We start from the raw sequence: 14,094 nt of genomic DNA, 5'->3' as shown, positions 1-14,094 counted from the left end.
GGATCAGGCCTTCGCGGCGATCTGACGGAGCACGTACTGAGACATGCTTCGCTCTGCCTGGCGATAGTTGCACAGCTTCCGTCGGCTCTCAGGATCCCTGTCTCGATGGGACGCCCGACGATGCAACCGTACAAGACCAATTTCTCTTGGGTGATCGGCGGTACTGGGATCGTCTTCTCACCACGGTGATGTTCACGAGACGACGCAGCCGATCCCGTCACGACGGCGAGCGAGGTGAGCCCGTCCGTTCGGGCCTCGATTCCATCTGCGACCAGGGCCGCCGAGCCGATGTTCTCCATCGCAGCCTCAGCGCTGCCACCCCGGGTCGATTGGATCTTGGCCGGGCGATTCCACGCCCGCCGATCGACATCGACTTGATACCCGGGAGGGGTATAGCGTTGACTGGACCAGAACGAACAGGAGACTTCATGCGCAAGCACCTCAAGACCACCGTCGCCGCAGGAGTGCTCGGAGGAGCGCTCGTGTTCACCGGCTGCAGCACCGGCGGCGACCAGGACCAAGGGACCCCCTCGACGACCAGCCAGCACGAGGGCCACGGCAGCAGCTCTGACAGCGGCGGGATGGAGCATCCGATGGACGGCGGCCCCGCCCCCGAGGGCATCGAGACGGCTGCGTCGCCCACATACCCGGTCGGCACCGAGGTCACGCTCACCGCCGACCACATGGAGGGCATGGACGGTGCGAACGCGATGATCGCCGGCGCGTACGACACGTACACCTATGCGGTGGACTTCACGCCGTCCGCAGGCGGGGAGCCGGTCAAGGATCACAAGTGGGTCGTCCAGCAGGAGATCAAGGACGCCGGAGATGAACGTCTGGCCGACGGCACCGAGGTCACTCTCGAGGCCGAACACATGGAAGGCATGAAGGGCGCGAAGGCGACCATCGCCTCCTCCACCGAGGAGACCGTCTACATGGTCGATTACGAGTCCGACGGCATGACGATGACCAACCACAAGTGGGTCGTCGAGAGCGAGCTCAAGCCGGCCTCCTGAGCCGATCGCCGCGGGCGCGCTGAAGGTCCGCGGCGAAATACGACCCGATCGAAGGAAAGATCGGGGAATGACGAGGGGAAGCGAAGAGCATGACGGACCCGACCACGCATCACCATGACCACGCCGGCGTCGCGACCACCGAGTCCGGCCACCGTGACGACTCGCGCGCCGAGAACGAAGACCACACCATGGAACACGGTGACCACGCCGGGCACGGTCATCACGGCGGTGGTCACGCGGGCCACGGCGACCACGTCGGCCAGTTCCGGCGGCTGTTCTGGATCAATCTGATCATCGCCATCCCGGTGGTCGCGTTCTCCCCCATGTTCGCCATGCTCCTGGGCTACTCGGTCCCCAGCTGGGCGGGCTGGGTCGCCGCAGTCCTCGGCTCCGTCATGTACGCCTGGGGCGGCACCCCGTTCCTCACCGGTGCTGTCAGCGAGCTGAAAAGCCGCCAGCCGGGGATGATGCTGCTCATCGCGCTCGGCATCACCGTAGCGTTCCTCGCCTCCTGGGCCGCCACTGTCGGTCTCGTCCACCCCGAGCTCGAGTTCTGGTGGGAGTTGGCGCTGCTGATCGTCATCATGCTGCTGGGCCACTGGATCGAGATGCGCTCACTGGCCCAGACCACCTCGGCGTTGGACTCCCTCGCCGCGCTGCTCCCTGACGAGGCTGAGCGTATAGAGGGAGACGACGTCGTCAAGGTCGACCCGGCAGAGCTGCGCGTCGGCGACGTCGTCATCGTCCGGCCTGGCGGCAGCGTCCCCGCCGACGGCACCATCGTCGACGGCCGCGCCGACATGGACGAGTCCATGATCACCGGCGAATCACACCCCGTCGCCCGCGGCGAGGGCGAGAACGTCACCGCCGGCACCGTGGCCACCGACTCCGGCCTGCGCGTAGAGATCACCGCCACCGGCGACGACACGGCTCTGGCGGGCATCAACAGGCTCGTCGCCGAGGCGCAGGGCTCATCTTCCCGTGCCCAGCGCATCGCCGACCGGGCTGCGGCCCTGCTGTTCTGGTTCGCCCTCGGAGCTGCGCTGATCACCGCCGTCGTCTGGACGCTCTTCGGGCTCCCCGACGACGCGGTCGTTCGCACCATCACTGTCCTCGTCATCGCCTGCCCCCATGCGCTGGGTCTGGCGATCCCTCTGGTCGTGTCCATCGCCACCGAGCGCGCCGCCCGCGGCGGCGTCCTGATCAAGGACCGCCTCGCCCTGGAGTCCATGCGCCAGGTCGACGCGGTGCTCTTCGACAAGACCGGCACCCTGACCAAGGGCGAGCCCACCGTCACCGGCGTGGAGCCGACCGGCGGCCTGAATGCCGAACAGCTTCTCGCCCTGGCCGCCTCCGCCGAGGCCGACAGTGAGCACCCCCTCGCCCGGTCCATCGTCACCGCCGCCAAGGAGAAGGGCCTCGCCGTCGAACCGGCCAGCGGGTTCACCTCCTCCCCGGCGGTCGGCGTCACCGCGACGGTGGCCGACCATGAGATCCGCGTCGGCGGACCCCGTCTGCTCGAGGAGACCGGCCAGGACGAGATCGGTGTCGCCGACGAATGGCGGGCAGAGGGTGCGATCATCCTGCACGTCCTCCGCGACGGCAAGGTCATCGGCGGTCTCAAGCTCGCCGACGAGGTTCGCCCAGAGTCCCGCGACGCCGTCGATGCGCTCCATCAGCTCGGCGTCGAGGTCGTCATGATCACCGGCGACGCGGAAGCCGTGGCGAACGAGGTGGGAAGAGAGCTCGGCATCGACCGGGTCTTCGCCGGCGTCCGCCCCGAGGACAAATCCGCCAAGGTCGACCAGCTGCAGAAGGAGGGCAAGAAGGTCGCCATGGTCGGCGACGGCGTCAACGACGCCCCTGCCCTGGCCCAGGCCGACGTCGGCATCGCCATCGGGGCCGGCACCGACGTCGCCATCGCCTCTGCAGGTGTCATCCTCGCCAGCTCCGACCCGCGTAGCGTGCTCTCGGTGATCCAGCTCTCCCGTGCCGCATACCGTAAAATGAGGCAAAACCTGTGGTGGGCTGCAGGGTACAACTTGCTCTCTGTGCCGCTCGCGGCTGGCGTGCTCGCACCCGTCGGCTTCGTCATGCCGATGTCAGTAGGTGCGATCCTGATGTCGATCTCCACCGTCGTCGTCGCGCTCAACGCCCAGCTGCTGCGTCGCATCGACCTCGCCCCAGATGCCAGCACCCGCTCCGTCCTGGAGCACCAGAAGTGAAGGACGCACTCGTGACCACTGAAACTGCAGCCGATGAGACCGGTGCCGACACCGGAGCCCATCGGCACGGCTACATCAGTGACAAGGACCGTTACCGCAACCGCATGAAGCGCATCGAAGGCCAAGCCCGCGGCATCACGAAGATGATCGACGACGAAAAGTACTGCATCGACATCCTCACCCAGGTCTCGGCCCTCACCCGCGCCCTGCAAGGAGTGGCGACCGGTCTGCTCGATGACCACCTCAAGCACTGCGTGCTCGACGCCGCCAAGAAAGGCGATGAAGACGCGGCCATCACCAAGATCCAGGAGGCCACCGACGCCATCAATCGCCTCGTGCGCTCCTGACACCATCCGATTTCGTCAACACAGGGTGCTTCGGACCGGTGGACCCCAGATCAGGACAAGGCTCTTGATGTCTCCGGGCAGGCGTGCTTTGCACCTCGTCGCGCCCTTGGCACCGGCGAACTCGGGATGCCTTCTGTCTAACCTGACGACATGAACACGTTCACCTGAGAAAAGAGTTGGGCATGCCACTTGCCATTGTTGCTCCGATCCAGTCCTCCAGGAGCCGCCTGAGGATCTGCGCGGCCTTGACCGGTCTGGCGACCAGCGCCGTCCTCCTGCTCAGCGGCTGTGCTGATGCGGGACCGTCCGCTGATGCAGGATCCGATCACTCACTGGTGGTCGAGCACAATCTAGACGGATTGAATGCTCGCGAGATCATCACGCGCCTCGACTCAACGAAGGTGACAGATCGCTCGTCTGAATTCATCGCGTCGATTGAACCCGACCAGCTTGTACTGACCGACGATCAGAACAATCAGACCACCGTGCCGATGCCAGAAGACGAGTTCTACGTCTCTATCGCCCCGTATCGCAGCCAGACTCACGAATGCTACTTCCACAGCCTCACGACCTGCACCGGCGAACTCGCCAATACTGACGTCCACGTCACCGTGGTCGAGGCGACGTCCGGGGAGACCCTCCTCGATGAAACGCTGACGACGTACGACAACGGATTCGTCGGGGTCTGGCTGCCGCGTGGAATTGACGCTACTCTCACTGTCTCAGCTGAAGGCCGCACCGCGAAAAAGGCCATCTCGACCCGCCCCGACGACCCCACCTGCTTGACCGGTCTTCAGCTGGTTTAAGGCCCAGGTCTCATGCTCCTCTGCAGCGCCGACAGATCAGGCGTCGAGACGTCCTGAGCCGCCCCCTTCATTCGGTCCGGACGTTCTGTGAGTCGTCGGTTTCCATTTGATGGGTGCACTGCCGAGCGTACTCGGCTGGGGTTAGGTAGCCGAGCGAGGAGTGCCGGCGGTGGTGGTTGTACTCGTCCTTCCAGTCGCCGATGATGACCTGTGCGTGCAGCAGCGAGTAGAAGCTGTTGATGTTGAGGCACTCGTCGCGGATCCGGCTGTTGAACGACTCGACGTACCCGTTGCGCCACGGCGAGCCCGGAGGGATGTAGGACAGGCCGGTGCGGGTGCCGGCCCAGTCGGCCACCGCCTCGCTGATGAACTCCGGCCCGTTGTCCGACCTGAGCACCGCCGGGGCGCCCCGGGCGGCGACGAGGTCCTCGAGGTGGGCGGTGAGTCGGTCGGCGGTAATCGAGCGCTCCACGAGCCCGCCGATGCACTCCCGGGTGTGTTCGTCGACGATCGAGCAGATCTTGATCGGTCGTCCGTGCTCGTCGGCGTCGAACTGGAAGTCCACCGCCCACACCACGTTCGGCGCGTCCGCCGTCGGCGCGTCGACGGTCGAGGACCCGACGCGCTTGCGTCGACGCCGCTGCGGGACCCGGAGCCCTTCGTCACGCCACAGGCGTTGGATCTTCTTGTGGTTCACCACCCACCCCTCGGCGCGGGCGTCGTGATACGCCCGCCGATACCCGTAGCGGGGATGGCCCTTCGCCCAGGCGCGCAGCCACTCCCTGAGCGCCCGATCCGGGTCCGCGACCGTGTCGCCCTTGAGCGGTCGCCGGTACGCGGAGCGGCTCAGCCCGACCAGACGGCACGCCATCCGTTCGCTCACCCGCAACTTGCGCTTGAGGTGATCGACGGCGGCGCGGCGCCTGTCCGGGCTTAGAAGTTTCCCTCAGCCAGCTCCTTGAGCGCGGCCTTCTCCAGCTCCGCTTCCGCGAGCAGACGCTTCAGGGTCGCGTTCTGCTTCTCCAGCTCCTTCAGGCGCTTTGCGTCGTCGGCCTTGAGGCCGCCGTACTGGTTCCGCCACCGGTAGTACGTCTGCTCGGACACCCCGAGCTCCCGGCACACCGCCGCGACGTCCTGACCATCGGCGAGCATCCTGTCGGCCTGCCCGAGCTTACGGACGACCTGCTCGGGGGTGTGACGCTTCCTGCTGTTCGTCATGATCTGACCAGTCTCCCTGCCCGCGACCGCGGGCAACAGGACGACTCTCATAACGACTGGACCTACGAAACGGGGTCAGCCCAGTCCCATCCTTGGACTCCCACAGGGTCTCGGCGTCCCGATGTGAGGATTCGCCCGAGAGCCGGCTTCAGAGTCATCGCAGGGCATCACCAGACCGGGCTGAAGCCTCGTCGACCAATATCAACCAGTGCCAACTGAAGAGCACTACATCGCTCACTCTGTTTCACGATGTGCATTTCGGGGGATCCTCTCTGTCCAGGTCCTCACGCTCATACCTGCCGGTGCTGAGCCTCGCCGAGCTTCTCGAGCACTTGACCTGGATCGTCGATCAGTTCGAACACGCCACTCGGGCGTGTCCGACAATGCCGTCGACCACGCGAGCACAGCATTCAGGACCACGGCAGCCCAGTACACGATCGCGTACTCGTCGTACCTGCTCGCCAGGCCCGGCCATTGCTTCAGGTGCGCGTCCTGGCGCTCGATCACGTTCCGGCCCGTGTAAGCCTCCGAGTCCAGGCCCACGGGTGTCAAGGGCCATTGAGTTCTGCCCATAGGCGGCCAGTGTTTCTTCCCGCTGGTGGCCATCAGAACTGCCCACTGGTGGCCAGCTGGTTTGCCCGTTTGGGTGGTGGTGCTGGCCACCGTGATGGGATCAGTTCAGTGGCATGACTCCCTTCCCGGCCATTGCCTGGGTCATCCGTACGGAGTCTCCGGTGGTCTGGCACACGTGGGCGTGGTGCAGGAGCCGGTCCACGGTGGCGGTGGCCAGGGTCTTGGGCATCAGCTCGTCGAAGCCGGCCGGGTGCAGGTTCGAGCTGATCGCTACGGAGCGTTTCTCGTAGGCGGCGTCCACGATGCGGTAGAGGCCCTCGGCGGCATCGTCGGCGACCGGCAGCAGGCCGATGTCGTCGATGACGATCAGGTCGGCGCGCAGGATTCGGGCGACGGCTTTGGTGATGGTGTCATCGGGCCGGTGGGCCCGGATCATCGCCCCGAGGTCCTCCAGGGTGAACCAGGCCACCCGCTTGCCCTCCTCCACGGCCTGCTGGCCCAGGGCCTCGAGGAAGAAGGTCTTGCCGGTGCCGGAGGGCCCGCAGACCACGAGGTTCTCTCTGCGCGAGAGCCATTCCAGGGTGCGCAGGGACTGCTGGGTCGGGGCCGGGATCGAGGAGGCGCCCGGATCCCAGGTCGTGAAGGTCTTGCCGGTGGGGAACCCGGCGGCCTTGCGCCGGGCGGCGAGCATGGATCGGGCCCGACCGGTGGTCTCCTCGACCAGCAGGGCCTTGAGGACCTCGGCCGGCTCCCAGCGTTGGGCCCGGGCGGTGGCCAGTACCTCGGCGGCGATACCGCGGGCGTGGGGCATCTTCAGCTGCCGCAACAGCGCCTCCAAATCGGCCGGCAGCGCCGGTGCGGCGGTGTTCGGGGTGTGGATGCTCACCGGGCTGCCCCCTCGGTGTTGGAGGTACCGAGGCCGGCCCAGCCGGCGGTGCCCTGGGTCAGGGACCGTTCCTCGGTGGCGGTGTGCATCCCGGTGCGGTGGCCGGCGGCGGTGAGCAGGGAGGCCAGGTCGCCGTGGGCGAAGCGCTGGTGCACCGCGGCCACCCCGAGGGCGCGGTCGACCTGGTCGGTGCCGGCGAGCTTGGCCAGGGTGACGGCCTCGGCCATCTTCTGACCGATCCGGCTGGTGCCGGCCGCGGCGGCCTCCACCAGCCAGGTCCTCGCTCCGGCCCCGATGGCCAGGAACTCGGCCTCCGCCGCCGAACGGGGCACCGGGGTGTAGTCCCCGGGCACCTTGTCCGTCTCGTGGCCGGGGAAGTGCGCGTCGTCGATGGCCGGGGACCCGGGCCGGGCCACCCGGTGCCGGGCGACCTCCACCGGCCCCTGCGCACCGGCGTGCATGATCACCACCATCGAGTCCGGTCCGGTGCCGTGATGGCGCACGAACACCTCGGCCCCGAGCAGGTGCGCGGGCACCGAGTACTGGGCGTTTTCGAAGGAGACCATCGGCGTGTTCTCCGGCACCTTCCGTCCCACCCCGTAGGCCACGGTGTGCGCCGTGGCGGGGATCCGATGCAACGCGCTGGTCTCCTCGGCGAGCATGTGGTCCGGGCGGCGCCGGGTCACCCGGTGCTCCCGGGAGTTCACCATGGCCATGAACCCCGCGCAGGCGGCCTCGAGCTCAGCGAACGAGGCGTACTGGTCCCGCAGGTTGGTGTCCTTCGGGACCAGGTCGGCCTTGGCCAGCTTCACCGCGTTCTCCACCCCGCCCTTGGCGGCCGGATCCGCTGGCTGGCAGGTCAGCACCTCCACGCCGTAATGCCGAGCGAACGCCACGGTGGCCTGGTTACGCACCGGCACCCCGGCCACATGAGAGACCGTCACTGTCTTCTCGTTATCCGTCAGCACATAGGTCGGCGCGCCCCCGATCAGCCGGAAGCACCGGTCCAGGGCGGCGAACACACTCGGAGCCGTCCTATCACGCAGGGCGATGACGATCCGGTAGCGGGACCAGGCCAGCCAGGCCACGAACAGCACCGTCTTGGCCCCGTCGATCGCCGGCCCATCGCCGAAGTCGTACTGCAGCCATGCGCCCGGCTCGGTGATCCAGGGCCGGTGCACCCGGCGCTTCCCGGCCCGCCAGGCGGCCTTCACCTCGGCCACCGCCCGCCGGGTGGAGCGCTCAGAGCCGGTGTAGCCCATTGCGGTGAGCTTGGCGTGCACGACATCGGCGCGGATCCTGCCCGTGGAGGCCTCGACCCATTCCTCGATCTTGGGCAGCCAGACATCGGTGACCTTCGGGCGGCTGGCTCCGGATCCAGGGGTCTGGCCGGCGTCGCGGGCCCGCACCAGCCGGGCCACGGTGTGATGGGAGCAACCGGCCAGCTCGGCGGCGCCCCGCAATGACTTGGTCAGGTCATAGGCACTGAGTATTTTCATGGTTTCTGCGGCATCCTTCATTCAGGGCCTCTTCCTCGCTGGATTCGATTCGACACCGATATCCAACCCGGGGAGGAGGCCCCCGCCGGCTCACGACGCGGCGGGCAACGAGCAACGCGGGCAAACCAGATGGCCAGCACCGGGCAGTTCCCGTGGCCATCACTGGGCAGTCCTCATGGCCGTCAGCGGGTCATTCCCTGGCCACCTATGGGCAGCTTTTCATGGCCGCTTACACACGGGTCGGCCGCCGGCCGAGCCGCGGCGTCTGCGGTGGCCCTGCTGGTCAGCCGGTTGGGGAGGACGGCCTTGATGCCACCGGCGCGCAGATGGGTGCCGATCGCCCGCGATGAGTACGCCCTCTCGCCCAGCACCGTCGACCAGCTGATGGGTCTTCGTGCTCAGCCCGCTCCGTGAGCGCCCGAGGCCGTGATCGGCGGGTTCTTCACGCGGATTCCTTGTCGTTCGATCCAGCCCCTCTGAGCCGGGTGGTGTTCCTCGCGTGCTGATGGGCGCGGGCGATCGTGGAGTCGACCGAGACCGACCAATCGATCAGGATTTCGGCATCCGCTGCAGGTGGTCCGTGTTGCCAGCACCGTGTCCCAGGTGCCCTCTTCGGCCATGCGGCCGTGCCAGGTCCACACTACTCAGCCAGGGCCCGGAGACCTCGGGCAGGTCCCGCCACGGGATCGAAGCACCTGTCCCGGTGGATGATGGCTTCGACCCTCGTGCGGTCATCGGCGAACGGCCGCCCCTGCCGGCCCGTGCAGGCGGGGAGCATCTGGAACCGGGACGTGTCTTCGAGGGCGCCAGCCGACCCTGGATTCATTGTCAGACACGCCCTAGGCCCGTCTGGCCCGAGGGTGAGCCGGACTCTGAACTGGGGGATGAAGAGCGGTCGTGCACCGGGGTCGGCCCCAGCGGCCACGACGACGGCGGCCCGCCGCCCTCCGTGCGGAGGGCGGCGGGCCGCCGTCGTCGTGGTGCCCGCGCGCGGGCGGTGTCCCGTGGATCAGGCCTTCGCGGCGATCTGACGGAGCACGTACTGCAGGATGCCGCCGTTGCGGTAGTACTCGGCCTCACCGGGGGTGTCGATGCGGACGACCGCGTCGAACTCGGTGACCCTGCCGTCCTCACCGGTGGCCGTGACCTTCACGGTCTTCGGCGTGGTGCCCTCGTTGAGGGCGGTGATGCCGGAGATGTCGAAGGTCTCGGTGCCGGTCAGGCCCAGCGAGTCGGCGTTCTCACCCTCCGGGAACTGCAGCGGCAGCACGCCCATGCCGATGAGGTTCGAGCGGTGGATGCGCTCGAAGGACTCCGTGATCACGGCCTTGACGCCCAGGAGCGCGGTGCCCTTGGCCGCCCAGTCACGGGAGGAGCCGGAGCCGTACTCCTTGCCGCCCAGGACCACCAGCGGGGTGCCCTGCTCGGCGTAGTTCTGCGCCGCGTCGTACACGTAGGCCTGCGGGGCGCCCTCCTGGGTGAAGTCGCGCGTGAAGCCGCCCTCCACGCCGTCGAGCAGCTGGTTCTTGATGCGGATGTTCGCGAACGTGCCGCGGATCATGACCTCGTGGTTGCCACGACGGGATCCGTAGGAGTTGAAGTCCTTGCGCTGCACGCCGTTCTCCAGCAGGTAGCGGCCCGCCGGGGTGTCCGACTTGAAGGAGCCGGCCGGGGAGATGTGGTCCGTGGTCACGGAGTCACCCAGCTTGAGCAGGACGCGGGCGCCGGAGATGTCCGACACCGGGTCCGGCTGCATGGTCATGCCCTCGAAGTACGGGGGCTTGCGCACGTAGGTGGACTTCTCGTCCCACTCGAAGGTGGAGCCCGAGGGGGTCTCCAGGGACTGCCAGCGCTCGTCGCCGTCGAAGATCGTGGCGTACTGCGAGGTGAACATCTCGGTGTCGATCGACGCGTCGATGATCTGCTGGACCTCGGTCGGGTCCGGCCAGATGTCCTTGAGGAAGACGTCGTTGCCCTCCGTGTCCTGGCCCAGGGCCTCGTTCTCGAAGTCGAAGTCCATGGTGCCGGCCAGGGCGTAGGCGACCACCAGCGGCGGGGAGGCCAGGTAGTTCATCTTCACGTCCGGGTTGATGCGGCCCTCGAAGTTGCGGTTGCCGGAGAGCACCGCGGTCACGGACAGGTCGTTCTCCTGGATGGCCTCGGAGATCTCGGACTCCAGCGGGCCGGAGTTGCCGATGCAGGTGGTGCAGCCGTAGCCGACCACGTTGAAGCCGAGGTCGTTGAGGGACTCGCGCAGCCCGGACTTCTCGTAGTAGTCGGTCACCACGCGGGAGCCCGGGGCCACGGAGGTCTTCACCCACGGCTTGGACTTCAGGCCCTTGGCGACCGCGTTGCGGGCCAGCACGCCGGCCGCCATCATCACGGAGGGGTTTGACGTGTTGGTGCACGAGGTGATCGAGGCGATGGACACGGCACCGTGGTCCAGCTGGAACTGGCGGCCGTCCGGCATGGCCACGTCCACGAGCTTGGACGGGCGGCCCTCGCCGGCCTCGTCCTGCGTGGCGTAGTTGTGCAGGTCCTTGCGGAACTGGTCCTTGGAGTCGGTGAGCTCGATGCGGTCCTGGGGACGCTTCGGGCCGGAGATGGAGGGCACCACGGTGGACAGGTCCAGCTCGAGGTACTCGGAGTAGGCGACCTCGGAGGACGGGTCGTGCCACATCCCCTGCTCCTTGGTGTACGCCTCCACGAGGGCGACCTGCTCCTCGGAGCGGCCGGTCAGGCGCAGGTAGTCGAGGGTGACCTCGTCGATCGGGAAGATCGCGGCGGTGGAGCCGAACTCGGGCGACATGTTGCCGATGGTGGCGCGGTTGGCCAGGGGCACGGAGCCGACGCCCTCGCCGTAGAACTCGACGAACTTGCCGACCACGCCGTGCTGGCGGAGCATCTCGGTGATGGTCAGCACCACGTCGGTCGCGGTGGCGCCGGACGGGATGCTGCCGGTCAGCTTGAAGCCCACGACCCGCGGGATCAGCATGGACACGGGCTGGCCGAGCATCGCGGCCTCGGCCTCGATGCCGCCGACGCCCCAGCCGAGCACGCCCAGGCCGTTGACCATGGTGGTGTGCGAGTCGGTGCCGACGCAGGAGTCCGGGTAGGCGCGCAGCACGCCGTCGACCTCGCGGGTCATCACGGTGCGGGCCAGGTTCTCGATGTTGACCTGGTGGACGATGCCCATGCCCGGGGGGACGACCTTGAAGTCGTCGAAGGCGGTCTGGCCCCAGCGCAGGAACTTGTAGCGCTCGCCGTTGCGCTCGTACTCGATCTCCATGTTCCGCTCGATGGCGGCGTCGTTGCCGAAGGAGTCGATCTGCACGGAGTGGTCGATCACGAGCTCGGCCGGGGAGAGCGGGTTCACGCGCTCCGGGTCGCCGCCCAGGTCCTGGATGGCCTCACGCATGGTGGCCAGGTCCACGACGCAGGGCACGCCGGTGAAGTCCTGCATGATCACGCGCGCCGGCGTGAACTGGATCTCGGTGTCCGGCTGGGCGTTCGGGTCCCAGGCGGCCAGGGCCTTGATCTGGTCGGCGGTCACGTTGGCGCCGTCCTCGGTGCGCAGCAGGTTCTCCAGCAGCACCTTCAAGGAGTAGGGCAGCTTCTGCGCCCCCTCGACCTTGTTCAGACGGAAAATCTCATACTCGGCGCCCTTGACGTCCAGGACGCCCTTGGAGCCGAAGCTGTCGACGGTGGTCACGAGAGGACTCCTCTTCCCGCCCGGTTTCCTCCGGGCGCTCGTCCAGTGGGGGGTGGTCACCCGCGGCCGCGGACCGCGCCCCGTCCGGGACGGGCGTCGTCTGCGTCACAGGTGCCGCACTGCGTCCCAGGGTACCGCGCCGGTCCCGTGTGACGCGGGCATGGCGCGCGGCGGCCCGCAGGCCGCCACGCGGATGCCGGGTCAGATCTCGACGACGGCCGCGGCCGGGGCGCTCTGGGCGGCCGGCACCAGCACGGTCACCGACTCGAGGTGGTGGGTGTCCGGGTAGAGGTCGAACACGCGGGCGCGCTCCACCTCGTAGCCGCCGTCGCGCAGCCACGCCAGGTCGCGGGCGAACGAGGCGGGGTCGCACGAGACGTACACGATGCGGCCCGGCTCGAGCGCGAGGATGCGCTCGATCGCCCGCCGCCCCGCGCCCGCCCGCGGCGGGTCCAGGACGACGGTGTCCAGCGCGGCACCGCCGAGGCCGCCGTCCGCCACGGGACGCTCGGGGTACTTCAGCCAGCTGCCGAGCACCTTGTCCGTGGGGCCGTTGAGCACCGAGGCCTGCGGCTGGTCGTGCAGGTTGCGGCGGGCGTCCTTCGAGGCCTGGCGGGAGGCCTCCACCGAGTACACGCGGCCCTCGGGTCCCACGGCGTCCGCCAGGTACGCGCTGAACAGGCCGGCGCCGCCGTAGAGGTCGGCCACGACCTGGCCCGGCTCGACGCGCGCGTCCTCGAGCACCGCGTCCACGAGGGTGGCCGGGGCGTGCTGGTGGACCTGCCAGAAGCCGTCACCCGTGACGCGGAAGCGCTTGGTGCCGCCGCGCTCGGACTCCACGGTCTCCTCGACCCAGGTCTTGCCGGTGATGCGCTCGACCTTGACCGGCTGGAACTGCTTCGGGCCGGGCAGGGCCAGGCCGGTGGAGACGTCCACGCCGCACGCATTGGCCGCCTGGCGGATCCGGGTGCGCAGCCGGCCGAGCTTGACCTCGTCCGCCCGCGTCTGCGGGGTGGGCGTCACCAGCACGAGGGGGCGGGAGCCGGAGGCCGGCGTCGCGACGTCCACGCGGGCGGCTCCGGTGAAGTCCCAGTCCCACAGGGCGAGCGCATCGAGGGCCGGCACGCCGAGCGGCATGTTGCGCACGGGTAGGAGGGTCGCCGAACGGTAGGCGTGCATCGCGATGTGCCCCTGGGGGGTCACCGCGAACGCGTTCCGGGTCCGCCAGCGCTGGCCGGTGGGCTCGTCCTCGGAGCCGGCGAAGCACACCTCCGGCTCCACCGCGAGGTCGGCGATGCGGTGCACCGTGTCCCGGAAGACCTGGGCCTTGAGCCGGCGCTGGTGCGGGACCACGATGTGGCCGAACTCGGCGCCGCCCACGGGCGGGCGACCCGAGGCGTGGGCGCGCAGCATGTCCGCGAGCTTCCACTGGTGGATGCGGCGGAACTCGGAGGGCCGCAGCACCTCCACGACGTCGCCGCGCCAGAAGCGGGCCCCGTCCTCGGCCTCGGTCAGGGCCACCCGGACCTTCTCACCGGGCACGGCGTGGCGCACGAAGACGACCCGCCCCTCGTGCCGGGCCACGCAGTGGCCGCCGTGGGCCATGGCCCCGACCTCCACCTCGATGGTCCTCCCGATCCCGGTGACGTCTGTGGACGTGTCGACGACTGCCATGTCTGGCTCCTCTCGCATCGCAGCGCGCTTCAGGTCTTGCCCTGAGCATCGACTGGTCAGATCATCATCATCCTTGCAGACCGATGCGGCTGTGTCGCCTTGATCGTGGGCGCGCCGTCGGACGGCGTCATCCGCCGC

At 68.4% G+C, this 14,094-nt stretch carries 9 protein-coding genes and 2 pseudogenes; 4 read left to right on the top strand and 7 right to left on the bottom strand.

Annotated features, from left to right (window positions below):
- Positions 1-428: 428 nt before the first annotated feature.
- From POD19_RS08740 to POD19_RS08725, 4 genes are all read left to right on the top strand, one after another.
- On the top strand, positions 429-1,016 hold the full coding sequence (locus POD19_RS08740) for a YdhK family protein (protein ID WP_020627858.1): 588 nt from the start codon (positions 429-431) through the stop codon (positions 1,014-1,016).
- An 89-nt stretch (positions 1,017-1,105) separates the two neighbouring features.
- Positions 1,106-3,241 carry a heavy metal translocating P-type ATPase gene (locus POD19_RS08735; protein ID WP_036382829.1) on the top strand — a complete coding sequence of 712 codons (2,136 nt, stop codon included), beginning with the start codon at positions 1,106-1,108 and terminating at the stop codon, positions 3,239-3,241.
- An 11-nt stretch (positions 3,242-3,252) separates the two neighbouring features.
- Complete coding sequence (locus tag POD19_RS08730; protein ID WP_020621614.1) at positions 3,253-3,588, top strand: metal-sensitive transcriptional regulator; 336 nt, start codon at positions 3,253-3,255, stop codon at positions 3,586-3,588.
- 182 nt (positions 3,589-3,770) lie between these two features.
- Positions 3,771-4,394: a CueP family metal-binding protein gene (locus POD19_RS08725; protein WP_144819003.1), complete on the top strand. Its 624-nt coding sequence runs from the start codon at positions 3,771-3,773 to the stop codon at positions 4,392-4,394.
- Positions 4,395-4,461: 67 nt separating this feature from the next.
- Here the strand turns inward: POD19_RS08725 and POD19_RS08720 are convergent.
- The 7 genes and pseudogenes from POD19_RS08720 to POD19_RS08690 form a co-directional block, all read right to left on the bottom strand.
- Positions 4,462-5,612 (bottom strand): IS3 family transposase gene (locus tag POD19_RS08720; RefSeq protein ID WP_340309509.1). Its coding sequence is split into 2 segments (ribosomal slippage): positions 4,462-5,342 and positions 5,342-5,612, totalling 1,152 coding nucleotides; the frame shifts between segments, so codons are not numbered across the junction.
- Between the two features lie 369 nt (positions 5,613-5,981).
- Positions 5,982-6,158: pseudogene (locus tag POD19_RS08715) on the bottom strand (IS5/IS1182 family transposase); the annotation flags it as partial.
- A 127-nt stretch (positions 6,159-6,285) separates the two neighbouring features.
- Positions 6,286-7,071, bottom strand: a complete 786-nt coding sequence (gene istB / locus POD19_RS08710; RefSeq protein ID WP_010078636.1) for an IS21-like element helper ATPase IstB — start codon at positions 7,069-7,071, stop codon at positions 6,286-6,288.
- Positions 7,068-8,591 (bottom strand): IS21-like element ISMlu14 family transposase, encoded by a 1,524-nt coding sequence (locus POD19_RS08705; RefSeq protein ID WP_031943827.1) that lies wholly within the window; start codon positions 8,589-8,591, stop codon positions 7,068-7,070. The genes istB and POD19_RS08705 overlap by 4 nt, the downstream gene beginning before the upstream one ends.
- 213 nt (positions 8,592-8,804) lie before the next feature.
- A pseudogene (locus POD19_RS08700) lies at positions 8,805-9,396 on the bottom strand (transposase); the annotation flags it as partial.
- A gap of 183 nt (positions 9,397-9,579) precedes the next feature.
- Complete coding sequence (gene acnA / locus POD19_RS08695; RefSeq protein ID WP_020625084.1) at positions 9,580-12,282, bottom strand: aconitate hydratase AcnA; 2,703 nt, start codon at positions 12,280-12,282, stop codon at positions 9,580-9,582.
- 201 nt (positions 12,283-12,483) lie between these two features.
- On the bottom strand, positions 12,484-13,956 hold the full coding sequence (locus tag POD19_RS08690; protein WP_020625083.1) for a class I SAM-dependent RNA methyltransferase: 1,473 nt from the start codon (positions 13,954-13,956) through the stop codon (positions 12,484-12,486).
- Between the last annotated feature and the right edge of the window lie 138 nt (positions 13,957-14,094).

The organism is Micrococcus sp. GPGPB33, from assembly GCF_037853785.1.
GTDB classification, from domain to species: domain Bacteria; phylum Actinomycetota; class Actinomycetes; order Actinomycetales; family Micrococcaceae; genus Micrococcus; species Micrococcus luteus.
This window is presented reverse-complemented; position numbering and strand designations above follow the sequence as displayed.